Consider the following 24,465-nt stretch of genomic DNA (forward strand, 5'->3'; position numbering starts at 1 on the left):
CCCAAACGGATGACCCTATGACCCAACAGAACGTTTCCGCCCGTGACATCGTGCGCAGCCTGCCGGGCATTTTCCGGCGCTTCCCCAGTATCGCCAAAGGCTATTACTACTACTCGGTCAAAAACGACAACAAGGAACTGACCCTTGGCACCCTGGTGGAGCGCAACGCTGAAAAACACGGCCACCGCCCTGCCATCCTGTTTGAAGACCGTAGCATTACCTGGCAGGAGTTCAACGGCTGGGCCAATCGCATTGCCGGCTTCCTGAAGGCTGAAGGCCTTACCAGGGGCGATGCCATTGCCGTGTTCCTGGAAAACCGCCCGGAACTGCTGGCCGTGGTGGCCGGCGCCGCCAAGATCGGCGTGGCCTGCGCCATGCTCAACACCTCCCAGAAAGGCCGGGTACTGGAACACAGCATCAACCTGATCAGCCCCAGGATGATCGTGGTGGGCGAAGAACTGGTGGATACCTTTGACGGCGTGAAAGCGGATATCCAGACCAGTCACCCCAACCCCTTCCTGTTCCTGGCCGACACCAATACCACGAATATCTTTGGCGAGGCACCGGATGGCTATCTCAACATGGCGGCAAAAGTCAGCGCCCACCGGAACGAGGCGCCCAAACCGGCCGACCCACCCACCCTGGGCGACACCGCCATCTATCTGTTCACCTCCGGCACCACCGGCCTGCCCAAGGCCGCGCCGGGGAGCCATCGCAAGTTCATGAAGGCCTATGGCGGCTTCGGCAAGATGTCCCTCGACATGAAACCGGACGATGTCCTGTACTGCACCCTGCCCCTCTACCACGGCACCGCTTTGCTGGTGTGCTGGGGCTCGGTACTGGCCGGCGGCTCCGCCATCGCCCTGCGCCGCAAGTTCTCCGCCAGCGCCTTCTGGGACGACGTGCGCTACTTCAATGCCACCACCTTCGGTTACGTGGGCGAGCTCTGCCGCTACCTGCTCAACCAGCCCCCCAGCGACCAGGACCGCAACCACAACCTCACCAAGATGATCGGCAACGGCCTGCGCCCGTCCATCTGGAAGGAGTTCAAGGAACGCTTTGGCATCGAAACCGTGGCGGAACTTTACGCTTCCAGCGAGGGCAACATTGGTTTCAGCAACTTCTTCAACCTGGACAACACCGTGGGCTTCTCAACAGCGCCCTACAAACTGGTGAAATTCCACGACGGCACCCGCGACCCGATCCGCGATGAGAAAGGCTTTATGCAGGAAGTGGAAAAAGGCGAGCCGGGACTGCTGATCGGAGAGATCACCAAAAAGTGGTCATTCGAGGGCTACACCCAGAAAGACGCCACGGAAAAATCCATCCTGCGGGACGCTTTCAAGAAAGGCGACCAGTGGTTCAACACCGGCGACGTGCTGAAGGACATCGGCTGCGGCCACTTGCAGTTCGTGGATCGCATGGGCGATACCTTCCGCTGGAAGGGCGAGAACGTATCCACCACGGAGGTGGAGAACATCATCGACGGCTCCGATATGGTGGAGGAAGCCATCGTATATGGCGTTGAGATCCCGGGCACCAACGGCAAGGCCGGCATGGTCACCCTGGTGCGCCGCTCCAACGGCAGTGAGTTTGATGTGAACAAGCTGTTCCGCTACCTGAACGACAACCTACCGCCCTATGCGGTTCCGGTATTCGTGCGGGTAACCGGCTCCATCGAGAAAACGGGAACGTTCAAATACCGGAAGGTGGACATCCAGAAAGCCGGCTATTCCATCGACCAACCCGGGGAGGAGGTTTATGCCTGGCTGCCCGGGACTGACGGTTATACCCGGTTGACTTCTGAGCTGGTTGATCGGATTGATGCTGGGGATGTTCGGTTCTGAGTTTACCTGGGGCTATGGGGGCAGATTCGGCTTCGGGCCCAGCCTGATTGTTTTGGTGGCTGCACCGATGGGAACACCCTCCCAAAAAACGCTTCAAGCACATCCATGTGCGCTTGGGCTCCGCCATCCATGGCTCCGCACATTTTTGCGAGGGTGTTCCCACCGGTGCCGGCAAAGCATGGGAGTTATCGCCCCGTAGGTCGGATTAGCGAAGCGTAATCCGACAAATGGAGGTAACGCCACGAAAAGAGTCGGATTACGCTTCGCTAATCCGACCTACATAAATATTCGGTTTGGATATATCTCCCAGGTATTCGGGCCGGGGCTGAGGGGCCCTCCACAAAATGTCTCCGGCCAGGGACGGCCGGAGTCAAGCGCACATGGATGTGCTCGTAGCGTTTTTGTGGAGGGCCCCTCAGCCCCGGCCACACACCAAACCAAGCAGGCTAGGGCCGAAGCCACAGGCCAGCACAAGGCCAGACCTCAGGAACCAACCTTCAAGACAATCTTCCCGGTAGCCGTCCGCCCGGTCAGCGCACCGAGCGCCTTTTCGTAATCCTCGAAGTCATAGACCTCGCTGATTCGCGGGTTGATCTTGCCCTCGGCGAACAGCTTCAGCAGCTCCATCATGTTCTGGGCGCTGGTCTGCGGCTCGCGTTGGGTGAAGCTGCCCCAGAACACACCGACCACAGAACAGCCCTTAAGCAGAGTCAGGTTTGCCGGGATTTTCGGAATGTCGCCGGCGGCGAAGCCGATGATCAGGTGGCGGCCGTTCCAGGCCATGGCCCGCAGGGCCTGTTCGGTGAAGTCGCCACCGACCGGGTCGTAGATCACATCCACGCCCTTGCTGTTGGTCAGGCGCTTTACCGCATCTTTCAGGGGTTCTTCGGTGTAGTTGATCAGCTCATCGGCGCCGGCTTCTTTCGCTACCGCCAGCTTCTCCGACGTGCTGGCCGCCGCGATCACGTGGGCGCCCATGGCCTTGCCCAGCTCCACGGTTGCCAGGCCAACGCCGCCGCTGGCACCCAGCACCAGCAGGGTTTCGCCCGGCTGGATGTTGGCCCGCTGCTTGAGCGCGTAATAGGAAGTGCCGTACACCATGGAGAAAGCCGCCGCCTTCTCGTCAGACATGGATTCCGGGATCGGCAGGATGTTCTGTTCGGGAACCACCACTTCCTCGGCAAAGGCACCGTATCCGGTGAGGCCGGCCACCCGGTCGCCCGGCTTGAAGCGGGTCACTTTCTCGCCCACTTCGATCACCTCACCGGCCATCTCGCCACCCGGTGAGAAGGGCATGGTGGGTTTTAGCTGGTATTTGCCCTCGATGATCAGGGTATCCGGGAAGTTGAGGCCGGCAGCCTTGACCCGGACTTTGACGCCGTGGCCTTTCACCACCGGGCGGGCGACATCTTCGATGACCAGCTTGTCCGCAGGGCCATATTCCTTGCAGAGAATCGCTTTCATTATGTGACTCCGTTTATCGACGGTCGATACAGGATGACTGCAGTTGATGGTTATCAACCTAAACAGAGTCGTGTCATGAAGCAAATAAAGAAATCTTATCCCAATGCATAAATCAGGCTTATGTAACCATGTTTACCCGTTACAGCATGGTACTGACATATATCATCGCACCCACCAGGCCCAGCGCCGCCACAATGAGCCCGATACGAATGCCCCCGGGAATAACATCCGGCCGGTTACGGCTTCTGCTCACACCATCGTGGCTTACCACCCGCCCGTCCTGGCTGGAATCCCGAATCAGCCTGATCATTTCCTCACACTGATTGCGGTTGAACTCTGAAGGGATGAACGCCTCCATCCCGTTATTGTCCAGAAATCGATTCACATCCGACGACAGAGGCACATACTTCATGGACCAGTTGGTAAAACTCCTGGCCGTGATCGGTTCCTCCAAAAGCGTGATCACGTTTCGATGACGCTTGTCCCTGGAAATACGCTCATACAACTTGTGAACCGCCTCTTCGTCGCCTTCCAGGTACTGAAAAAACCGGTTATCGCCGTAGTACAGTCCTCCCACGATCTCGTCTTTGGCGTTATTACGGCGGGACTCCATCAGAATCCGGGCGACGTTGGGCTCGACACCCTTCTCCACGGGCTTGGCCTCAAAGGTGGCTTCACTGGCATAAGCCAGACGCATCAGGGACATAGCATTCACTCCGTACTACGGGAAACGGTTAAGGTGAACCTCAAATACGCCTGAAACGCCGTAGATGGATCACAGACCTGTGTATGCCCCTGCTCCGGGAACCTCTCTGCCCGTCGACAAAATGCTACATTGATACACCTTCCCCGGGATGAAACCGGTGCTGTTTTCGGCTATTCTGCGCGCACTGTAACCGGGCCAGCCCCTTCCTTGGATTCCCTTCAGGGCCAGATATGTTCGATATTATCTACCTGCTTGAAATGATCGGTGTGGTTGCGTTTGCGATCTCCGGCATGATTGTGGCGCGATCCAAGAATATGGATCCGGTGGGTATTTTCACCATTGGTTTCGTGACCGCCCTTGGTGGCGGTACCCTGCGCGATCTGATCATGGACAACCATCCGCTCTACTGGATCAAGCACCAGGAGCAGCCAATCCTGATACTGGCTATCGCGGTTGTTTACAGCTATTGGCACCGGGCCGAACGCATTCGCGCCTCGCGAATTGTGTTCCCGGATGCTATCGGCCTGGGTATTTTCTCCATCCTCGGCGCCCAGCTGGCCCTGGATCTTGGCCATTCATGGTTTATCGCCTCCCTGCTTGGCGTGATGACGGGCACCTTTGGCGGCGCTCTGCGGGACACCCTGTGCAATGAAGTGCCCTATATTTTCCGCAAGGACCATATCTACGCGTCCATATCGTTCGCAGGATGCTGGCTCTACTTCGTATGCCAGTGGCTACTGGAAAACGAGACCCTGGCCCTGACCATCGGGCTGCTGTTTATCGTGATCATCCGTATGCTGGCGGTCCGCTTTGATATACGCCTGCAGCGGCCCCGGCAACATGGCTGAACACGCCACCGATTAACAATCATCCCTTGGCGTTTGCAGCTTCAGCCGGTAACATTGCCGTTTTTTTACGCAACTCCTGAACCCGATTCATTCAATCCCCATTCAGCATCCTGTGAGGCAGGCACCCGTCATGCTCGAACGACTATTCAAGCTCCAGTCCCATGGCACCACCGTTCGTAGAGAGGTGATTGCGGGCTTTACCACCTTCCTGACCATGGCTTACATCATCGTGGTCAATCCCAGCATTCTCTCGGAAACCGGTATGGATTTCGGTGCCGTGTTCGTTGCCACCTGCCTGGCAGCCACCATCGGCACGCTGATCATGGGTTTGTGGGCCAATTACCCCATCGCCCTGGCCCCGGGTATGGGCCTGAACGCCTTCTTCTCGTTCACTGTTGTCGGCAGCATGGGGTATAGCTGGCAGGTCGCCCTCGGGGCGGTTTTCATTTCCGGTTTCATCTTTTTCCTGCTGAGTATCTTCAAGATCAGGGAATGGATCATCAACAGTATCCCGCTGTCCCTGCGCTACGGCATTTCCGCCGGCATCGGGTTTTTCCTGGCACTGATCGCCCTGAAAAATGCCGGCATCGTTGTTGATAACCCCGCCACCCTGGTTGGCCTCGGCGATATCAAGGTGGCGGAAAGCCTGCTGTTCTTCGGGGGTTTCGTACTGATCTGCGCCCTGTCGTTCCGCCAGATCACCGGTGCGGTCATGATAGGCATCATTGCCGTGACGGCCGCTGCGATGGCGCTGGGCATGGTGGAGTACGAGGGCTTTGCTTCCGCGCCACCGAGCCTGGCGCCCACCTTCATGCAGCTGGATCTGGCCGGCGCACTGAACGTAGGCATGATCAGCGTGATTTTCGCTTTCCTGTTCGTGGACCTGTTTGACACCTCCGGCACCCTGATCGGCGCTGCCCAGCGCGGTGGCCTGCTGGACAAGGATGGCAAACTACCGCGGCTGGGGCGGGCACTGATGTCCGATTCCGTAGCCACCATGTCTGGCGCCGCCCTGGGCACCTCCACCACCACCAGCTATATCGAATCCACCGCCGGCATTACCGCAGGCGGCCGCACCGGCCTGACAGCGGTTGTGGTCGCAGTGCTGTTTCTGGCCTGCCTGCTGCTGTCTCCCATTGCCAGTATCATTCCGGCCTATGCAACAGCACCCGCCCTGCTTTATGTTGCTGTTCTGATGGCCAGTGGCCTCAAACTGATTGACTGGGACGACGTAACCGAAGCGGCTCCGGCAGTAGTAACCGCCCTGATGATGCCACTGACCTTTTCCATCGCCAACGGCATCGCCCTCGGATTTATCACCTACGCTGTCCTGAAAGCACTCAGCGGCCGCTGGACGGAACTGAATGCCAGTGTCGCGATCATTGCCATCGTCTTCATTCTGAAATTCACTTTCCTGGACGCAGCGTAAGCTGCGTTTTCAGAGCCCGGATACGCTATGGACTACTTTGCAGAAAGCATCAAGAAAGCCATTCGCACGGTGCCTGACTGGCCCAAGCCAGGAGTCGCCTTTCGCGATATCACCACCGTGCTTCAGGACCGCACCGCGTTCCGCAAGCTCATTGATGCCTTTGTTCACCGCTACCACGGCCACAAGATTGATGCCGTTGCTGCGGTAGATGCCCGTGGTTTCATCATCGGTTCGGCGCTGGCCTACGAACTGAATGCGTCACTGGTGCTGGTGCGCAAGAAGGGCAAGCTGCCGTTCGACACACTGGTGGAAGATTACGAGCTGGAATACGGCACCGCTTCGGTGGAACTGCACAAAGATGCCTTCAAACCCGGTGACAACGTGGTGCTGGTGGATGACCTGATCGCCACTGGCGGCACCATGCTGGCCGCATCGCGCCTGATTCGTCGCATTGGCGCAGAGATCGTGGAGGTTGCCGCGATGATCGACCTTCCGGACCTCGGCGGCTCACGCAAGCTGCAGGAAGAAGGGCTGAAGGTTTATACTGTGTGCTCATTCGAGGGTGACTAGAGAGCCGCATTGGCGGCTCTGTTCAATAAGGGAGCGGCCATGCCTGATTATCAGCACCACTGGAAAGACGGGACACCGGTACATCTGCCATTGGGCAAGATTGTCTGCATCGGCCGCAACTATGCCGAGCACGCGAGGGAATTGAACAATCCGGTGCCGGATGAGCCTCTGCTGTTTATCAAGCCGGCAACCTCCGCCGTACACATTACCCGCCCCCTGGATTTTCCCCGTGACCGCGGCGCGGTTCACTTCGAGGCGGAACTGGCCGTGCTGATTGGCCGGCCACTGACCAATGCCTCCGCCAGCGAGGTGGAAGGTGCCATTCTTGGCTACGGCCTGGCCCTGGACCTGACACTTCGGGATCTACAGGCGCAACTCAAGGAGAAAGGCCATCCCTGGGAACGTGCAAAAGCCTTTGACGGCGCCTGCCCGCTGTCCCCCTTCGTATCCGTAGACCGCCTCCGCCGCGACCACCTTACCTTCACCCTGGACATCAATCGTGAGCGCCAGCAGACCGGCGATACCCGGGAAATGCTGAACCCGATCGTGCCATTGATCGTACACATGAGCAGCCAGTTCACTCTGATGCCCGGCGATGTCGTTCTTACCGGTACACCCAAGGGTGTCGGGCCGCTGGAATCAGGGCAGATATTATCCCTGGAACTGGAAGACGCCTTGTTTGTAGAGACCACCGTGCTCTAGTGTGGTGACACGAGACTGGGCTCAACGCCAGGTCCATTGGCTTTTCAGGACGACTATCAGGCATGGCAAAGAAACCGGTTACGACCCGTAGCGGACGATTCTTCAGACTGGCAGGCATGACGGCTTCTGTAGCGGGCCAATATGCCGGCCAACGTGCCCGCCGGATATTCCGCAGCGAGGAAGACAACGAAGGCGCCCGTTCGGAAAGCTACACCCGTATGGCAGACCAGATCGTCGATACCCTGGGTGAGCTGAAGGGCGCGGTGATGAAGGTGGGCCAGATTGCCTCCCAGACCCAGGACTTCCTGCCCCGGGAGTTCTCCGATGCGCTGCAGCGGCTGCAGAAAGAAGCCCCGCCCATGCCCTTCGAGGTCATTGTGGGCCAGGTGGAGAACGAGCTTGGCAAGCCGGTGTCGGAACTGTTCGAGTACCTGCAGGAAACACCCTACGCCGCTGCCTCCATCGGCCAGGTTCACCGGGCCCGCCTTCATGACGGAACGGACGTTATCATCAAGGTGCAGTACCCGGGCGTGGACGAATCCTGCGACAGCGACCTGAAACAATTGCGGCTGGCCCTGAAACTGGGTGGCCTGCTGAAAATGCCCAAGGAACATGTGGACCAGTTGTTCGGCGAGATCCGGGTCAGGCTCAAGGAAGAGCTGGACTACGAGAACGAAGCCCGCAACCTGGAAGAATTCCAGGCCTTTCACGCCAAGGACGACTGGATCGTTATCCCGAAGGTATTCGGGAGCCATTCCTCACGGCGGGTACTGACCATGGAACTGGTGGAGGGGGATCACATCAGTGAGGTGACACCGGAAAGGTACAGCCAGGACACCATAAACCTGATCGGCCACCGCATCTTCACCATGATGGCGGACCAGCTGTTCCGCTTCCAGTGCATCCACGGCGACCCCCACGCCGGCAACTTCGCCTATCGCCCGGACGGCACCATTATCCTGTATGACTTTGGCTGCGTAAAAAAACTGAAGCCGGAGATTGTGGAATCCTACCGCAAGGCCCTGATATCCGCCCTGGAAGAGGACTACGCCGCGCTGGACCAGCACCTGATCGCACTCGGCGCCCGGGTGGAATCCCAGCCGGCCGTGGACGAAGCCTATTACGCCATGTGGCGGGATATCCTGATCCAGCCTTTCGAGGGCGACACCCCCTACGATTTTGCCCGGTCCGAACTTCACAAGGACGTCGCCGCCAAGACCACCACGGTGTTCAAGTACCTGGACTACTTCAAGCCGCCGGTAGAGAGCATTTTCATCGACCGCATGATCGCCGGGCATTACTGGATGATGAAGCGGCTGGGGGTGCAGGCGGCGTTTCGGGACGAGCTGGAGACCTATCTCCGGAATGCGTCGGACTGACCCTCGTTTCCGTGCAGCCCGACGATCCGAACGAAATAACTACTCGGGTTTCTGTTTCAGCAAATCCCGGATCTCCATCAACAACTGCTCCTGTGCCGATGGCGCAGGCGGGGCCGCCGGGGTTTCCGCTTCCTTCTTACGCATGCTGTTCAGGGCCCTGACGGCGATGAACACGGCAAAGGCGACGATCAGGAAATCAAACACCGCCTGGATAAACATTCCATAGCGGAGAGTGACCGCTTCGACGCCCTCTTCGGCGGCTTTGAGGGTAACAACGAGATTGGAGAAGTCGACACCACCGATGAGTAAACCGATGGGTGGCATCATGACGTCAGCGACAAATGACGAAACGATTTTGCCGAATGCGACACCAATGATGATGCCCACCGCCATGTCCACGACGTTGCCCTTGACAGCAAATTCCTTGAATTCCTTTACGATGCTCATCGCACATAACTCCTTGTATGCCAGACCCGGTTGGCCCCGAAAACAGCGGAGGGCGCACCCACTTGAACGCCATTCAATTGTAGCGGAGTTTTCGGAATATACTGCCAGATAACGATGAAAAAACATCTTGGATGCGGGTTCAGGACCGATGGCGCGCGAACCGTTCAGCGGCCCACTCGGCAACCCCCTCGCAGGCCCCCTTGCGAATCACCCTGGCCCGGGAAAGGCTGGCAGGCTCTCCGGGGTCAATCACCGTCACCGGCACATCAACATCCACCAGGTCCACCAACCCTGCGGCGGGATAGACCTGAAGCGACGTACCCACAATCAGCAGATGATCCGCCGTGGGCACAATCTCCGCAGCGGCCTCGATCATCGGCACTTCCTCGCCAAACCAGACAATATGAGGCCGCAGCTGGGCGCCGCGTTCGCAGGTATCGCCGGGATTGATATCCCTGAAGCCTATGTCGTAGACCAGTTCCGGATGCCGGGAACTGCGGGCCTTGGTGAGTTCGCCGTGGAGGTGGATCACGTCGCTTGAGCCGCCACGCTCATGCAGATTGTCCACGTTCTGGGTGATGATGGTCACGCGGTAATGCTGTTCCAGCTTCGCCAGCAGACGGTGGGCTTCATTCGGCTGTGCCGATTCCAGCTGGCGTCGGCGCTCGTTGTAGAACCGCAGCACCAGCTCCTGGTTTCTGGCGAAAGCCTCCGGTGTGGCGACATCGTAAACGCTGTGCTGTTCCCACAGGCCGCCGTTGTCGCGGAAGGTTGAGAGGCCACTTTCGGCGCTCATACCGGCTCCGGTGAGTACCACGATGTGATCTTTCATAGGGCAACGCTTTCTTCAGGTGTATGACTCTGTGGGCTGGTCAGAACCAGAGCTTTTCCGGCCTGCGCCGTTTTTCGATTCTGAGCCCGTGTTTCTCAAGGATAGCAACCAGTTCCTCGGTGTCATCCATATTGAGAAAGGGTGCCAGGGAAATTTCTTCCCCACGGAACTGCAGGTGCAGCTTGGGAGGCGTCCAGGGATGGCGGGGCACGTCCTGCCATACCCGGGTATACTGGCGGGGCAGCTCCCACTCGCTTTCCTTGCGGATCATGCCTTTTTCGAGACGGATCAGGTCCGGGGCAAAGGTAAGCACCTCCCGTTTCTGGCATTTGCGTGAGGTGTAATAGAAGGCGGCGGCCAGGGCCGTCAGCTCAAGCCCGGCGAACGGCAACACCGGCCATGCCCCGATCAGGAGCATGCCGATGGAAATTGCCAGGGAAAGACACAGGGCTGCCAGCCAGATGCGGATATTGCCCTTCCAGCTCATGGAGCGGTTGGGGGTCAGGAGAAAACTGTCACCTTCACATTCGGAAAGCTTTTCCACCATGTCGGTTGCTCCCGGGAACCACCCGCACCTCTCGAGCCCTTTCAGTCAAATATCTTGCCGGGGTTCATCACCCGGTTGGGATCGAAGACCTGTTTGATGCCTCTCAGATAGGCAATTTCAGCTGCGCTGCGGGTGTACTCCAGATACGGCTTCTTGGTCATGCCAACGCCATGTTCGGCCGATACGCTGCCCTCATAGCGTTGGACAATCTCGAAAACCCACTTGTTCACCTTTTGGCATTTCTCAAAGAAATCCTCTTTCGCCATGTCTTCCGGCTTGAGGATATTCAGGTGCAGATTGCCGTCGCCAATGTGACCAAACCAGATAATCTCGAAATCCGGATAGTGCTCGATCACCACCGCGTCGATTTCCTGCAGGAATCCCGGCACCTTGGAAACCACCACAGAGATATCGTTCTTATACGGCGTCCGTGGCGCAATGGACTCGGAGATACGTTCACGCAGTTGCCACAGGTTGTTCGCCTGGGTTTCACTCTGGCTGATCACGCCATCGAGTACCCATCCGTTCTCCACGCACTGTTCGAACAGGGTCATGGCATCGTCCATCACCTGGTCGGACACGGCTTCGAACTCCAGCAACGCATAGTATGGCGCTTCCGTCTCAAACGGCGCCTGCACCTGGCCGTGGGCCAGCACATGCCCCATGGCCTGATGGGAGAAGAACTCGTAGGCGGTGAGATCGATCTGTTTCTGGAAGGTCTGCAGCACATCCATGGTGTTGGTCAGGTCATTCAGGCCCAGCACCAGCACGGTCAGGTTGTCCGGCTTGCGGGACAGCTTCATGGTCGCTTCGGTGATGAAACCGAGTGTGCCTTCCGCACCGATAAACAGATGCCGCAGGTCGTAACCGGTGTTGTTCTTTTCCAGATCCTTGTTCAGATCAAGAATATCCCCCTTGCCGGTAACCACTTTCAGGCCGGCAACCCAGTCACGGCTCATGCCGTAGCGGATCACCTTGATGCCGCCCGCGTTGGTGGACAGGTTGCCTCCCAACTGGCTGGAACCCGCCGATGCGAAATCCACCGGGTAATACAGGCCGTTTTCCTCGGCAAAATTCTGCAGCTGTTCGGTAACCACGCCGGCCTGGCACCGCACGGTGCGGTCACTGGCGCTGAACTCCAGGATCTGGTTCATATTGTCGAAGGCGACAACGACCTCGCCATTGGCGGCCACGGCACCGGCGCTCAGACCTGTGCGGCCACCGGAAGGCACCAGAGCCACCTGGTTCTCGTTGGCGAACTTCACCAGTGCCTGCACCTGCTCCGTGGTTTTGGGCAGAACAATGGCCATCGGCTTTGGTGGGTAAATCTTTGTCCAGTCCTTGCCGTAGTTTTCCAGGTCGGCCGGGTCAGTCAGCACTTTTCCGGGGGTCTGGCCCGCTTCCATCAGGGCCTTGAGGGAGGCAACAATCTGTTCAGGGTTCATGGATAGTCCGGTCTCGCAAAGGGTTAGTCAGGGCGTCCGCGGAAAGAGTTGATTCAGGTAACCTGACGCGCTGTGAAAATCTGCGTTTATGGTATCATACCGCCCCTGTTCTGTGAGCCCGCCCGCCAATAGCGGCGTTCACGGGTCATTTCATGTGACGAAAGGTTCGGAAGCAAGCCCATGTCAAATACGTCTCTTGAAAAGAGCAAAATCCGCATCCTGCTGCTGGAAGGCGTGCATCAGTCCGCCATTGATACACTCAATGCGGCAGGTTATACAAACATTGAATACCTGACTCATTCGCTGGCCGAAGAAGAGCTGATCGAGAAAATCACCGACGCTCACTTCGTGGGCATTCGTTCCCGTACCCAGCTCACAGAGAAAGTGTTCGACGCTGCCCAGAAACTGGTGGCGGTGGGCTGTTTCTGCATTGGCACCAACCAGGTCGATCTTCAGGCGGCAACCCGTCGTGGCATCGCCGTTTTTAACGCGCCCTTCTCCAATACGCGCAGTGTGGCGGAACTGGTTCTTGCCCAGGCCATTCTTCTGCTGCGCGGTGTGCCCGAGAAGAATGCCAAGGCTCACCGTGGTGAGTGGCTGAAGTCCGCCAAGGACAGCTATGAAATCCGTGGCAAGAAGCTGGGCATCATCGGTTACGGCAACATCGGCACCCAGTTCAGTGTGTTGGCCGAAGGCCTGGGCATGGACGTGTATTTCTACGATGTGGTGTCGAAGCTGTCCATCGGCAACGCCACCCAGGTGGGCACGCTGCAGGAACTTCTGAACACCTGCGACGTGATCAGCCTGCACGTACCGGAAACGCCGGCCACCAAGTACATGTTCAAGGCCGAGCAGTTCGCCCAGATGAAGCCGGGCAGCATCCTGATGAACGCCTCACGGGGCACGGTCGTCGACATTGATGCCCTGGCGGATTCCCTGCGCAGCGGCAAGCTCCTGGGCGCTGCCATTGACGTTTTCCCGGTGGAGCCCAAGTCCAACGACGAGGAGTTTATCTCGCCACTGCGGGAGTTCGACAACGTTATCCTCACGCCCCACGTGGGTGGTTCCACCATTGAAGCTCAGGAAAATATCGGCCGCGAAGTGGCGGAAAAACTGGCCATGTACAGTGACAACGGCACCTCCGTGTCCTCTGTCAACTTCCCGGAAGTGGCCCTGCCCTCGCATCCGAACCAGCACCGATTGCTGCACATCCATGAGAACGTGCCTGGCGTGATGTCTGAAATCAACCAGGTGTTCTCGGATAACGGCATCAACGTCTGTGGCCAGTACCTGCAGACCACGGAGAACATTGGTTACGTGGTCATTGATGTAGACAAGGAGTACGGCGAACTGGCTCTGGAGAAACTCCTGAAAGTGAAAGGCACCATCCGCTGCCGGGTCCTGTTCTGATTCACAGGTACATGAGCATCCTGAAAGCCGGGGCCGACAGCCCCGGCTTTTTTTATGGCGGATCGGGCCAACTCCCGGAGATGACACCCTGTTAACGTGCTTTTCCCACGTTTGCCCTTGAGATGTCACCAGTTGCAGCCATGATTCATGTGAAGGCTTTGCAATCACATCAAATAGTCACTTCGAGGAGCATCCCATGTCACTGAAGGAATCATTGCAGAAAAAACTGGAGACCCAGACCGAATACTGGAGCAAACAGATCGAAAGCCTGCAGGCTGATGCTGAAGAGAAGATGGCGAAAGCCAGGGATGAACAGGCAGAAGCCGAGATCCAGAAAGAGTTCTCCGAACGCATTCAGGCTCTTGAAGACAGGGTAGAAGAGGCACGCAGGAAAATCTCGGAAATCCGGGATTCAGGGGAGGATCAACTGAGAGACCTGAAAGCCAGAATTGAGGAGTGGTTGCCAGGAGGTAAAAACTGAGCAGCCGGAACGAGAGGCCGGAGCACTGACGCTCCGGCCTTATGACGTTACTGGGGCACTCTCAGCAGAATGTTGGGCGAACCTTCCCGGATATCGTCCAGTACATTCCGGGTCGCGAAGTCTTCCAGCCGGGTATCCACTGCCGCCGGGGAGAGCCCGGGCTCGGCACCGAGCAAGATAGCAGCACCTCCGGCCACGTGGGGCGACGCCATGGAAGTACCGCTGATGGTGTTCACTTCATCGTCTTCCTGGTACCAGGCGGCCGTTATATCTGACCCCGGAGCGAAGAGATCCAGGCACTCTCCATGGTTTGAAAACGACGACCGCTGGTCTTCCCGGTTGGTGCTTCCTACCGTGATTGCCGGCTCGACCCGGTTCGGGGAACCGGAGCAGGCGTCGGCATCGCTGTTGCCCGCTGCCACCACGAAGGTCACACCCTGCTCAATGGCACCACGTACCGCGTTGTCCAGGGCATCGGAGTTTCCACCACCCAGGGACATGTTCGCCACGGCCGGTGCCTGATGGTTTTCCGCCACCCAATCCACACCTGCGATAACATCCGCGTTCGAGCCGGCACCGGAACAGTCCAGAACCCGGACCGCGGAAACCGATGCACTTTTTGCCACCCCATAGACGGTTCCTGCGGCCGTGCTGGCCACGTGAGTGCCATGGCCATTGCAGTCCGTTGTATCTTCCGGATCAGTGTCGCCGCCTATATTGACGATCGGGCCAATCAACGGCAGACCGCCCAGGCCCAGCAAGCCGGCATCGTTGACGGCAAAATTGCGGCCTTCGATCACTCGCCCGGCAAACTCATCATGGGTATCCCGCAACCCGGTGTCGATAATGTAAACACTGACACCGTTACCGGCCGATGCCGGATAGCTGTACTGCTCATCCAGCGGCAAGGCAGCCTGATCGATCCGGTCCAGCCCCCAGGTTGCGCCATCCTGGGTTTCGGCGCTGGCGGCCACCATCTGGTCGGGCTCGACCGCCAGAACACCCGGTAACGAGGACAGTAACGTCGCCTGTTGCTCTGTCATGGTGACAGCCGCTCCGGTCATGGCGGTACGGTAAAGATGCAGGACTTCTCCGCCGCCAACGGCAACCAGAAGGGACTCAACACTTGCCTGCAGATCAGCCAGCCCAAGCATGTCGGGAATGGCCGCATCGAGGGTCAGAATATAGCGCCCGGGCAGGCTGTCTCCGGGCTGAAGCGTGTTATCCGATGATTCCTCAGAATCCGTCAGACTGCCGTCATTCAGCAGATCTGCCAGGGCCGGGGCAGCGGCAAGAAAACAGACAGTCATACCAATTGTTGCTGTGATTCTTGTTGTCAAAGCACGTCCTCCATTTGCTTGTTTTCGGAACCGAGACCCACCGGGAACGGACAGCAAGGAGCCTCAGACCCTCCCCACGGGGTTGCCCGGTACACGGTTCCATGAAAGGGGCATCAAATCAGGTCAGAAGGGGCCAATCCGATCTTTATGGATGACTTGTAATATCGGGAAGGAACGGCAGAAAGGAGTCGGAAACGACAGGTGTGGCCCCGGACTGGATGATCACCCGGAGCCACCAGAGAGTGAGGCGGGGCTGTTACTCCATGGGAACCAGCGTCAGCTCGACGCGGCGGTTCTGCTCACGACCAGACGATGTATCGTTGGAGGCAACGGGGTAACGGGGCCCATAGCCGGTAGCACGGGTTCGCCCGGACTCGATGCCCTGGTTCAGCAGGAAGTCACGCACAGACGAGGCACGGCGCTCACTCAGCAACTGGTTATAGTCACGGGAACCGGTGCTGTCGGTGTGGCCTTCAATCTGGATGATGGTTTTGTCGTACTCTTTCAGTACAAGCGCCACCGACTCCAGGGTGTCACTGAAAGAAGGTTTGATGGTGGACTCGTTCACATCAAAGGTGATGTTGCCCGGCATGACCAGCTCAATCTCGTCACCGTTACGCACCACACGAACACCAGAGCCTTCAAGCTTGCGACGCAGCTCGGCTTCCTGCTTGTCCATGTAATAGCCGATACCGCCACCCACTGCAGCGCCGGAAGCAGCACCAATAAGCGCACCCTTGCCCCGGTCGCTCTTGCTGGAAGTAGCCGCGCCAACAGCCGCACCACCGATGGCTCCAATGATGCTGCCCTTGGTGGCGCTAGAGGTCTTTTCTTCCCCGGTGTACGGGTCGTATGTCATACAGCCGCCCAAACCAACAGTGGCGACAGCAAAAGCAACAATTGTTTTTTTCACGGCATTCTCCAGAGTCATTCCAGGGTATTTCTGATAGCGGCACATTTCCGCTCTGTGTTGTTACTAACAGGCTTCCGAAAGGAAGCTGTCATGGTCGCCTTCAAAGGTATCCACAATGGTATTGAATACCGTTGCCTGCAAATCCTGGGCTTCATTTACCAAGTGATGACGTCCGTCCGGTATCCGGAGTTCCTCAACGGCGGCAAATTTATTTCGGATAATCCGCAGATTATGCTGCCAGTCGACCGTCAGGTCTTTTTCTCCCTGCACCACGGTAATCGGGAAATCAACCGGACGGGCAGACTCGATGTGTGGCACCCACTGCCTCAGCGCCGACACCCAGTCTACGTGGACAGCCCTTGCCTGAAGCGGATCGTGTTCCTTCAGAAACGTCAGAAACCGTGAATTCCCGCTGTTGGCAGCAAACACCCGGGCCCACCGTGATACAAACGGCTTGACCAGACTGTGGAGAATCTTGGCACCCAGCCAGCCCATGGGCCGTATCAAAGGAGCCAGCAACACCACCCGCCGGAAGTCGGATGTCTCGGGGTTGTGGTGATTGCTCAGCAGGTAATCAATCAGAATCGCACCCCCGGTGCTCTGGCCCACCGCATACCACGGCGCCCTGACCTTGCCCCTGACCCTGGCCATTACATCTGTCAGCACCGCCTGATACTCCAGGAAACTGCCAATCGCCGCCGGCGTTCCACTGGACAGTCCGTGGCCGGGCTGGTCGTAGGCCAGAACATCAAACCCCGCTCCCAGGCAACGGTCGATCAACTGACTGTAAAGGCCAACATGATCGAAGTAACCATGCAGGATAAACACCGTGCCCTTGGGCCGTTGCCTTTCAGGCAGCCTGAAATAATGCACCATCACCTGGTGCCTGTCCGCCACAACGTAGCCCTGATGGTAGGCAACATCCGGGTGTTCCACCCACAGATCCAGCCCGTAGAATCGGCAATAGGCAACCATATCCTCGGCCAGCGGTTCCCGGCGCTCAGGATCGAATGGCTCCAGCCTTTCAAGCAGTGAGGCCCGGTTCCAGTCCGGAATTTCTATGGTATCTGTTTTCCAGTACACGTAGAGTTAAACGCCTGTCATCAATAGGTACAGAATGGCACGGTAGCCGAAAACGGCCATGCCGTTAGGTTAGCACACCATGGCGCTTTTTAGGCCGTTAAAGGCTCGTCACCCAGGCTATTGCCGTCACGGTTCTATCCGCCTATGTTATCCAGGTCAACCCAGCCCCGGAGTAGATAATGATACAAGCCGCCCTGGAAACCGGACTGCGCCAGACCATGACCCGACTGGTTCGGCCGCTCCTGCACCCCGCTGTTCCGGTGGGCATTCAGCGTCGTCTGGTGAGCAAGGCCTATCTGACCTCCATCCCGCCACGGGGAACCCGCTTTGAAGACTTCACGGCAGAAGGGCTCGCCATGACCCGTGTATGTCACAGCGACAGCCCGCACGGGGTAGTACTGTATTTCCATGGTGGTGGTTACATCATCGGTTCGCCGCGAACCCACCGGGGAATCACCGGGCACCTGGCGAAAGCCAGCGGTGCCATGGTCATCGTCCCGGACTACCGCCTGGCTCCGGAAAACCCTTACCCGGCTGCACTGGACGACGCGGAAACCGTCTATCTTGCTCTGCTGGATGAAGGGCATCCACCGGAAACACTCAGCCTCGCCGGCGACTCTGCCGGCGGCGGGCTGGCTGTTGCACTTGCAATGCGCCTGCGGGACAAAGGATTACCCCTGCCCTCATCGCTGATGGTCATGTCCCCCTGGACGGATCTCTCCAATGCCCAACTGTATTCTCCTGAATGCGAACCGGTACTGCAGCGCAGCTGGATCGATAAAGCCGCCCGGCTCTATTGCGGCAGTGAGCCTGTGTCCAATCCCTATATATCGCCGGTTTACGGAGACCTTTCCGGCCTGCCCCCCCTGCTGATTCAGGCCGGCAGCCAGGAAATCCTGCTGAATGACGCCCAACGCCTTGCGAATGCCGCCAGCCGGGACAGCGTTGATGCCCGGCTGGAAATCTATAACAGCCTCTGGCATGTATTCCAGGTCCATGCGGGGCAACTGGGCAGGGCCACGGAGGCGCTCGAAACCGCCGGACAGTTTATTCGCCGGCATTTCCCCTCCTGATACAGAGCCGTTGCACAGCCTTTTATTGTCCGGGATCCATCTCCCCTGCCGGGTCCGGCAGGGGTAGCTCGCCACTGACCAACGCCTCTTTGTGCCTGCGTGGCCAGCGCTTGATCTGATACTCCAGTTTCGAGGCGGTCGCCCGGTTCAGGGCAGGGGCAGAAAAGACCAGCTCAAGGGGCCCCTTTCCCCGCAGGCTTCTGGCTCCCTTCGGGGCACCGGCCTGATGTTCGGAGAAACGACGGGCCACGTCCGTTGTTATCCCCGTATAAAGCGCTCCCCCGGCTGTGCGCACCATATAGACAAACCATTGGCTCATACTGACGATGCCCTCACCATTTTCTCCCTCGCTTTGTGCTGTTGAATCCACAATCCCGCCACAATCAGTACCAGGCCGATGTAGGTGGAAGGCAATATGGTTTCGCCAAGGATAAAATAGATGAACACCAGGGACAGGAACGGGGAGATGAAGATCAGATTGCTTACCCGGGAGGTATTCTCGGCCTTTTTCATGGCGTAGGACCACAGAACAAAAGCGATGCCCATCTCAAACACACCCACATAGACAGCGGCACTAAGCCCGGTGCCCGGACTGATATCGAAACCCGCCGTCAGGGCACAGGCAACCACAATCACCGGCAGGCCACACAGGAAATTCAGAAACAGCCCCACCACCGGATCGCGGGTATCCCGCGTGGCAATGATCCAGTAGGACGCCCACACCAGCGTGCTGCCAATCGCAAACGCCACCCCGAGCGGGTCGGAAAACGTCAGCGACAGAACATCGCCCCGGGTCGCAATCACCACCACGCCGCTGTAACAGACCAGCCCGGCAATAATATCCGCACGCCTTAACCGCTGCCCCAGAAAGGGCACTGACAGGTAGGCCAGTACCAGTGCCCAGGTGTAGTTAAGGGGCTGCGCCTCCTGCGCGGGCAGGCGGTCAAAGGCGCCAAACAGCAGGAAATAATAGAGGCAGGGATTGATCAGCCCCATGCCGATGGACTGCAGGTACTGGCGCCTGCTGAGCTGGAACACCATATGCCAGCGCCCCTGGATCACAAGCACCAGGGCCATCACCAGCACCGAGGCGGAACAGGCCACCACCAGCATCTGTATCGGTGTCAGCTCCCGCAGGGACAGTTTGAAAGCCGTAGCAACCGTGGACCACAACAGCACCGTCCCCAGGCCATACAGCATGGCCTGTTTCTGGTCAGTCATTGGCCTCGTCCTTTTCACTGTCCAGCCAGCGATAAAGAGTCCGGCGATTAACGCCCAGTATCTGGGCAGCCCGGCGCTTGTTGCCATCCACGGCATTGATCACGCGCCCGACATAATCCTGCTGGACCTGTTCCAGGGTGGGCCAGTCCGCAAGATTGCCCGCCGGCAGCCCGGGCCTTGCTTCCGGGGTGTCGGTCTGGCGCTTGCGGATTCGGGCCGGCAGGTGCTCGGGAAGAATCAAATCGCCATCGCAGAAGGTGACAGCCCGCTCGATGGCACTGCCCAGCTCCCGCACATTACCGGGGAAGGGGTAGTCAGCCAGGATCTGCGAGGCCACCTCACTCAACTGCAGGAACCCCCGGTTGTGCCGTTTCGCCGAATCCCTCAGGAAATGCATGGCGAGAAGATCCACGTCGTCTCCACGCTCCCTCAGGGGAGGCACCACCAATGTCAGGGTCTCCAGTCGGTAGTACAGATCCTCCCGGAAATTCCCCTGCTCTACAGCCTTGATCAGGTCCTGGTGGGTTGCCGCAATAATACGGACATCCACCTTCTCTTCCTGGTCAGCTCCCACGGGCTTGATAGTGCCTTCCTGCAACACCCGCAATAACTTCGCCTGCAGCGCCAGGGGCATTTCCCCGATTTCGTCCAATAGCAGCGTGCCTCCGTCGGCCTCTGCAAAAAGCCCCGGACGGGCAGACTTCGCGCCGGTGAAAGCACCCGCTTCATGGCCGAAGAACTCACTTTCCATCAACTCCTGGGGAATGCCCGCACAATTTACCGGGATAAACGGCCGGTCACGGCGGTCACTTTCGCGGTGAATTGCGCGGGCAACGAGCTCCTTGCCGGTGCCGCTTTCGCCACTGATCAGAACCGCCGCATGGCTTCTGGCCACCTGCTTGATTTCATTCCTCAGTTGTATGATGGCCCGGCTCTCACCCACCAGCCCCATTGACGTGTCGTCGGTTGCCTGTGATTTATAGCGGGCCAGTTCGCTGGTAATGGCCGCATGGGCCAGCAGGCGTTTTATCTTCAATCTCAGGTGATCGGTGGAAAGTGGCTTGGTGAGGAAGTCATCTGCGCCGGCCTTGAGGGCTTCCACCGCCTGGTCAACAGTACCGAACGCGGTAATGATGATAAAAGGAACCGACTGCCCCTCAGACTGAAGTTGCCGCAGGATTGAAAGCCCGTCACCATCCGGAAGCCGGAGATCAGAAACGATCAGGTCAGGCCCGCTACCCAGGGCAAGCCTGGCCCCTTCATCCGCCGTTCCCGCGCAGCTTACCCGGTAACCATCCACTTCGAGTTCCTCCGCCAGCAGGGTTCGCAGGCTGGCATCATCTTCCACCAACAGGATAGAGGACGATTTACTGGTCATGACTGACCTCCTCGCGGTTGTCATTCTGTTCGAAAGCCGGCCAGAGCGTGGACATCCTGCATCCACCCTCCGGACTGGAACCTACTTCTATCCGGCCGCTATGCTCCTTGAGAACGCTGCCCACAACGGCCAGTCCCAGGCCGGTGCCTTCACCTGCGGCGCGGGTGCTGTAGAAGGGTTCGAAGATTCGCTCACGCATGGCTTCATCAACCCCTGGCCCGTCGTCGTCCACCCGCAGTTCCCAAAGGCCGTCATGGTCTGCAAGTGTGACAGTCACCACCGAGCGGGCTGCCTGGCAGGCATTACGGATGATATTCAGGCAGGCCATTTCCAGACGTGTTGGCTCTGCCAGTATGTAGGCCTCGCTGAAGGGAATCTCGGAGCGGATCTCCACGCCCTGGCATCGGGGTTCTTCACGGATGCGGTCAAGTAACTCCCGGGCAGTTGCCGCCAGGTTCGTCTTGCGGCGGGAATCGGGCACATGCCGGAAACAGTCCAGTAACTGCTGGATAATAAGCGTCATGCGCTCAACCTGATGTTCAATATCCTTCAGATGCCGCCTTTCGCCTTCGGCCAGATCACCCCGCCCCAATATGTTGGCACGGCCCTGGATAACACTCAGTGGTGCACCCAGTTCATGGGCGACGCCACCCGCAACTCGGCCGATCATGGCAACCTTTTCCTGGTATTCCAGCTGTTCAGCGAGCTCCCGTTCGCGCTCCACACTCTCTCTGATTTCCGTTTCCGCATGCATCATGCGCTCGCCCATATCACGCAGGCCTTCATGGATCTGCCGAAGCTCACGGGGGCCGGCCGGCTCCTCATCGACCCGCCAGTGCCCGGGGGCCATCCGCTCCATGATTTCCAGCAGCCGGCTCACATGGCGCCCGACCGCGCCATAGTGGCCGAGCACCACAACCAGAATCACCATCAGAGACACCACTGACCAGATGCCCACGGCCCAGATTCGGCTGGACGCTACCAGTTCATGAAAATCACTGCGTTTACGGGTCACCTGAAGCAGGCCCTGAATCCGGCCGTCGGCTGCAAACAGCGGTGTGAACTGAGAGAAAACAGAAACCCCGTCAACCTGGCGAAAAGCGCCATCCAGTTCACCACTGGAAATCACCCGCTCGGCACTGACACTGCGGGTAACATCGGTATCGGCCACGCCCAGGCTGGCAACCTGACGGCCATCTTCATCAAATACAGATGCGCCGAATACGCGGCCGATCCTGAATATGGACTTCAGTGACTCACCCATCACGATTTCATCACCATCGGACATGGCCTGTGAAAGGGGCCCACTGACAGCCCGGGCCACCAGCTCCAGGTCTTCCCTCAGGCGGTCATTGAGGTTTTCCTCAACCGCGCCCAGTCCCAGATAAATAGCGACCCCACTGAACACCATAAGCGGGACAACAATGCTCAGCAGAAGGGTCAGGCGTAATGAACGAAACATTTCACGGGCGTTGAGCACCGGCCTTTTCATAATGATCTCCGCCAAAGTGTCACACAGGTATGCCACATGTGGCATTTCGCCACAACAAATATTACACACCGGTAACTGGGAAGAATATGTAACCTACTGGTTTTTATGTGCTTAATCAGCTTGTAAAGAGTTGGCACAGGGTTTGAAAGTACCTGACGAGCGTTGGACAAACGAGCCTGTGAAGAAAGCAGGTGACGACCTACAAGAACAGGAGAAATTCATGAACAAGCTTCTCGTTTCACTGACCGCATCCCTGGCCCTGCTTGCTACCAGCCCCGTGCTTGCCCAGGAAAGCCAGCAAAACCAGGAATCAGCTGACACCGAAGAGGACTACAGCGACCAGGCAACTTCAGGTTCCCAGGACACCAACTTTTCTGACGAGGAACTGAAGCAGTTCGTAGAAGCCCAGGAAGGCATTAACGAAATCCGTGACAAGTACATGGAGAAAATCGAGGCTGCCGATTCCCAGCAAGAGGCCCAGGAACTGCAGATGGAAGCCAACGACGAGATGGTTACCGTGATTGAGGACGCCGGTATGGATATTCCGACCTACAACTCTATCGCAACCGCTTACAACAGCGAGCCGGAAGTACGGGATCGTATTGACGCACTGATGTAAACGACACCCTGCGATCGTGTCGTTTCTGGCCCCGCTCATGCGGGGTCTTTTTGTTATGGCCGGGTAAACGCTGCAGGCCAATACGCCGGCGTATTGTGGTACCTTTCCTACGAGGATCAGCTCACAACAGCCGGAGACAGGAAATGCGACACCTTTGCCATTGGCGATCCCCATTGTTTGCAATGGTTATCCTGCTATTGGCAGGCTGCTCGGAAAGCCCGTCCCCAACCAGCACCAGCGACGATGACAGCGAACGGCCCACCTACCCTGTTACCTGGCGGTTCGCCCTGGAAGAAATCGAAGGCAGCGTCCAGCACCGGTATGCGGAAGAACTGAAAGAACGCATCGAGAGTATTTCAGACGGCAATATCCTGATCGACATTTTCCCTTACGGGTCTATCGGAACCTCCATTCAACTGACCGACCTGGCACGGGAAGGCTCGGTACACCTGGCTTTTGCATCCCCCGGGCACCTGGCCGACCTCATCCCTGAAACCGGTGTATTCACCCTCCACTTCCTGCTATCCGACAACGAGGACGTAAACCGCGACATCCTGGCCAGTGATGAACTGATGCAAGTGTTCACCGAGCCCTACGCTGAAAATGGCCTTCAACTACTCGGTTTCGTTCCCGAGGGCTGGATGGTATGGACGGCCAATAAACCCCTGAGAACACCTGCGGATTTCAACGGGCTCGCCATCCGCACCATGACGTCGGAGATTGCCGCTGAAGCGTACAAGGCCTACGGGGCCACCCCCACCCCTACACCTTATTCCCAGGTCTACAGCGACCTGCAACTACGCCGTATTGACGGGCAGGCAAATCCGGTATTTGCCATTGAAGAGATGGGATTCTACGAAGTCCAGAACACCATGACCTTCGCAAGGCCCGCCCAGTTTGTCACTTCGGTCGTTTCCAACAGGGAATGGTTTGAGGCCCTCCCTGACGACCAGAAACGCTGGCTGGAAGAAGCACTGGACGAAGTGACACCCCTTGCCTACGAGGTGCAGGCGGAACTGAATGCCAGGCGCCTTGAAACCATTATGGAAAACAGCAACACCCGTATTGTCGAACTGTCGGAAGAAGAGCGCGAGCAGTTCCGCGAAGCCAGCCTGCCAGTTCGCGAAACCTATGCCCGCACGGCCGGCGAACGGGGAGAAGCAATTCTTGAGCAGCTCATGGAGATGGTTGACGAGGCGGAATCTGAAACTCCGGACAGCTAGCTGACTCTCCGGCTAT

At 58.1% G+C, this 24,465-nt stretch carries 24 protein-coding genes; 11 read left to right on the forward strand and 13 right to left on the reverse strand.

What is annotated here, in order from left to right:
* The first annotated feature begins 17 nt into the window (after positions 1–17).
* Entirely contained in the window at positions 18–1,847 is a 1,830-nt protein-coding gene (locus tag HLUCCO03_RS07960) for a long-chain-acyl-CoA synthetase (protein WP_027832776.1), read from the forward strand.
* Between the two features lie 483 nt (positions 1,848–2,330).
* Here HLUCCO03_RS07960 and HLUCCO03_RS07965 read toward each other — a convergent pair whose 3' ends face one another.
* Together HLUCCO03_RS07965 and HLUCCO03_RS07970 are read right to left on the reverse strand one after the other, a co-directional pair.
* On the reverse strand, positions 2,331–3,311 hold the full coding sequence (locus HLUCCO03_RS07965; protein WP_027832777.1) for an NADPH:quinone oxidoreductase family protein: 981 nt from the start codon (positions 3,309–3,311) through the stop codon (positions 2,331–2,333).
* A gap of 139 nt (positions 3,312–3,450) precedes the next feature.
* Positions 3,451–4,017 carry a BLUF domain-containing protein gene (locus HLUCCO03_RS07970; RefSeq protein WP_027832778.1) on the reverse strand — a complete coding sequence of 189 codons (567 nt, stop codon included), beginning with the start codon at positions 4,015–4,017 and terminating at the stop codon, positions 3,451–3,453.
* A 230-nt stretch (positions 4,018–4,247) separates the two neighbouring features.
* On the opposite strand from HLUCCO03_RS07970, the gene HLUCCO03_RS07975 reads away from it, so the two are divergent.
* The 5 genes from HLUCCO03_RS07975 (at position 4,248) to HLUCCO03_RS07995 (ending at position 8,945) form a co-directional block, all read left to right on the forward strand.
* A complete protein-coding gene (locus HLUCCO03_RS07975; RefSeq protein ID WP_027832779.1) occupies positions 4,248–4,865 on the forward strand; it encodes a trimeric intracellular cation channel family protein in 618 nt (205 codons plus the stop codon).
* Positions 4,866–4,995: 130 nt separating this feature from the next.
* Positions 4,996–6,294 carry an NCS2 family permease gene (locus HLUCCO03_RS07980; RefSeq protein ID WP_027832780.1) on the forward strand — a complete coding sequence of 433 codons (1,299 nt, stop codon included), beginning with the start codon at positions 4,996–4,998 and terminating at the stop codon, positions 6,292–6,294.
* Between the two features lie 27 nt (positions 6,295–6,321).
* The gene (locus HLUCCO03_RS07985) at positions 6,322–6,864 is read left to right on the forward strand and encodes an adenine phosphoribosyltransferase (RefSeq protein WP_292016654.1); all 543 of its coding nucleotides are present in this window, start codon (positions 6,322–6,324) and stop codon (positions 6,862–6,864) included.
* A gap of 39 nt (positions 6,865–6,903) precedes the next feature.
* Positions 6,904–7,566, forward strand: coding sequence for a fumarylacetoacetate hydrolase family protein (locus HLUCCO03_RS07990; RefSeq protein ID WP_027832782.1), 663 nt, complete (start codon positions 6,904–6,906; stop codon positions 7,564–7,566).
* Between the two features lie 62 nt (positions 7,567–7,628).
* A complete protein-coding gene (locus HLUCCO03_RS07995; protein WP_027832783.1) occupies positions 7,629–8,945 on the forward strand; it encodes an AarF/ABC1/UbiB kinase family protein in 1,317 nt (438 codons plus the stop codon).
* Positions 8,946–8,984: 39 nt separating this feature from the next.
* Here the strand turns inward: HLUCCO03_RS07995 and mscL are convergent, their stop codons facing one another.
* The 4 genes from mscL to HLUCCO03_RS08015 form a co-directional block, all read right to left on the reverse strand.
* Positions 8,985–9,392 carry a large-conductance mechanosensitive channel protein MscL gene (gene mscL, locus HLUCCO03_RS08000; protein ID WP_027832784.1) on the reverse strand — a complete coding sequence of 136 codons (408 nt, stop codon included), beginning with the start codon at positions 9,390–9,392 and terminating at the stop codon, positions 8,985–8,987.
* A gap of 139 nt (positions 9,393–9,531) precedes the next feature.
* Complete coding sequence (locus HLUCCO03_RS08005) at positions 9,532–10,224, reverse strand: Sir2 family NAD-dependent protein deacetylase (RefSeq protein ID WP_027832785.1); 693 nt, start codon at positions 10,222–10,224, stop codon at positions 9,532–9,534.
* 40 nt (positions 10,225–10,264) lie between these two features.
* A complete protein-coding gene (locus HLUCCO03_RS08010) occupies positions 10,265–10,771 on the reverse strand; it encodes a DUF2244 domain-containing protein (protein WP_027832786.1) in 507 nt (168 codons plus the stop codon).
* Between the two features lie 41 nt (positions 10,772–10,812).
* Positions 10,813–12,216, reverse strand: a complete 1,404-nt coding sequence (locus HLUCCO03_RS08015) for an FAD-binding oxidoreductase (RefSeq protein ID WP_027832787.1) — start codon at positions 12,214–12,216, stop codon at positions 10,813–10,815.
* A gap of 180 nt (positions 12,217–12,396) precedes the next feature.
* Between HLUCCO03_RS08015 and serA the strand changes: the two genes are divergently transcribed.
* Together serA and HLUCCO03_RS08025 are read left to right on the forward strand one after the other, a co-directional pair.
* On the forward strand, positions 12,397–13,626 hold the full coding sequence (serA, locus tag HLUCCO03_RS08020) for a phosphoglycerate dehydrogenase (protein ID WP_027832788.1): 1,230 nt from the start codon (positions 12,397–12,399) through the stop codon (positions 13,624–13,626).
* Between the two features lie 196 nt (positions 13,627–13,822).
* Positions 13,823–14,107 carry a hypothetical protein gene (locus HLUCCO03_RS08025; protein WP_027832789.1) on the forward strand — a complete coding sequence of 95 codons (285 nt, stop codon included), beginning with the start codon at positions 13,823–13,825 and terminating at the stop codon, positions 14,105–14,107.
* Positions 14,108–14,154: 47 nt separating this feature from the next.
* Here the strand turns inward: HLUCCO03_RS08025 and HLUCCO03_RS08030 are convergent, their stop codons facing one another.
* The 3 genes from HLUCCO03_RS08030 to HLUCCO03_RS08040 all read right to left on the reverse strand — a co-directional run bounded on the left by HLUCCO03_RS08030 (position 14,155) and on the right by HLUCCO03_RS08040 (position 17,443).
* Positions 14,155–15,417, reverse strand: coding sequence for a S8 family peptidase (locus tag HLUCCO03_RS08030; RefSeq protein WP_051603905.1), 1,263 nt, complete (start codon positions 15,415–15,417; stop codon positions 14,155–14,157).
* Between the two features lie 286 nt (positions 15,418–15,703).
* On the reverse strand, positions 15,704–16,360 hold the full coding sequence (locus HLUCCO03_RS08035) for an OmpA family protein (protein ID WP_027832790.1): 657 nt from the start codon (positions 16,358–16,360) through the stop codon (positions 15,704–15,706).
* 63 nt (positions 16,361–16,423) lie between these two features.
* Positions 16,424–17,443: an alpha/beta hydrolase gene (locus HLUCCO03_RS08040; protein ID WP_051603906.1), complete on the reverse strand. Its 1,020-nt coding sequence runs from the start codon at positions 17,441–17,443 to the stop codon at positions 16,424–16,426.
* Positions 17,444–17,622: 179 nt separating this feature from the next.
* Here HLUCCO03_RS08040 and HLUCCO03_RS08045 point away from each other — a divergent pair, with 179 nt between their 5' ends.
* A complete protein-coding gene (locus tag HLUCCO03_RS08045; protein WP_027832791.1) occupies positions 17,623–18,516 on the forward strand; it encodes an alpha/beta hydrolase in 894 nt (297 codons plus the stop codon).
* A gap of 22 nt (positions 18,517–18,538) precedes the next feature.
* Here HLUCCO03_RS08045 and HLUCCO03_RS08050 read toward each other — a convergent pair whose 3' ends face one another.
* From HLUCCO03_RS08050 to HLUCCO03_RS08065, 4 genes are read right to left on the reverse strand one after another with little or no spacing between them, the layout of a single operon-like run.
* On the reverse strand, positions 18,539–18,835 hold the full coding sequence (locus tag HLUCCO03_RS08050; protein WP_027832792.1) for a GIY-YIG nuclease family protein: 297 nt from the start codon (positions 18,833–18,835) through the stop codon (positions 18,539–18,541).
* Positions 18,832–19,737 (reverse strand): DMT family transporter, encoded by a 906-nt coding sequence (locus HLUCCO03_RS08055; RefSeq protein ID WP_027832793.1) that lies wholly within the window; start codon positions 19,735–19,737, stop codon positions 18,832–18,834. The genes HLUCCO03_RS08050 and HLUCCO03_RS08055 overlap by 4 nt, the downstream gene beginning before the upstream one ends.
* A complete protein-coding gene (locus tag HLUCCO03_RS08060) occupies positions 19,730–21,115 on the reverse strand; it encodes a sigma-54 dependent transcriptional regulator (protein ID WP_027832794.1) in 1,386 nt (461 codons plus the stop codon). The genes HLUCCO03_RS08055 and HLUCCO03_RS08060 overlap by 8 nt, the downstream gene beginning before the upstream one ends.
* Positions 21,105–22,607, reverse strand: coding sequence for an ATP-binding protein (locus HLUCCO03_RS08065; protein ID WP_292016655.1), 1,503 nt, complete (start codon positions 22,605–22,607; stop codon positions 21,105–21,107). The genes HLUCCO03_RS08060 and HLUCCO03_RS08065 overlap by 11 nt, the downstream gene beginning before the upstream one ends.
* 220 nt (positions 22,608–22,827) lie before the next feature.
* Between HLUCCO03_RS08065 and HLUCCO03_RS08070 the strand changes: the two genes are divergently transcribed.
* Both HLUCCO03_RS08070 and dctP read left to right on the forward strand, forming a co-directional pair.
* A complete protein-coding gene (locus tag HLUCCO03_RS08070; RefSeq protein ID WP_027832795.1) occupies positions 22,828–23,226 on the forward strand; it encodes a DUF4168 domain-containing protein in 399 nt (132 codons plus the stop codon).
* A 143-nt stretch (positions 23,227–23,369) separates the two neighbouring features.
* Entirely contained in the window at positions 23,370–24,449 is a 1,080-nt protein-coding gene (gene dctP / locus HLUCCO03_RS08075; protein ID WP_027832796.1) for a TRAP transporter substrate-binding protein DctP, read from the forward strand.
* Positions 24,450–24,465 lie beyond the last annotated feature (16 nt).

It is taken from the genome of Marinobacter sp. HL-58 (assembly GCF_001314605.1).
GTDB lineage: Bacteria > Pseudomonadota > Gammaproteobacteria > Pseudomonadales > Oleiphilaceae > Marinobacter.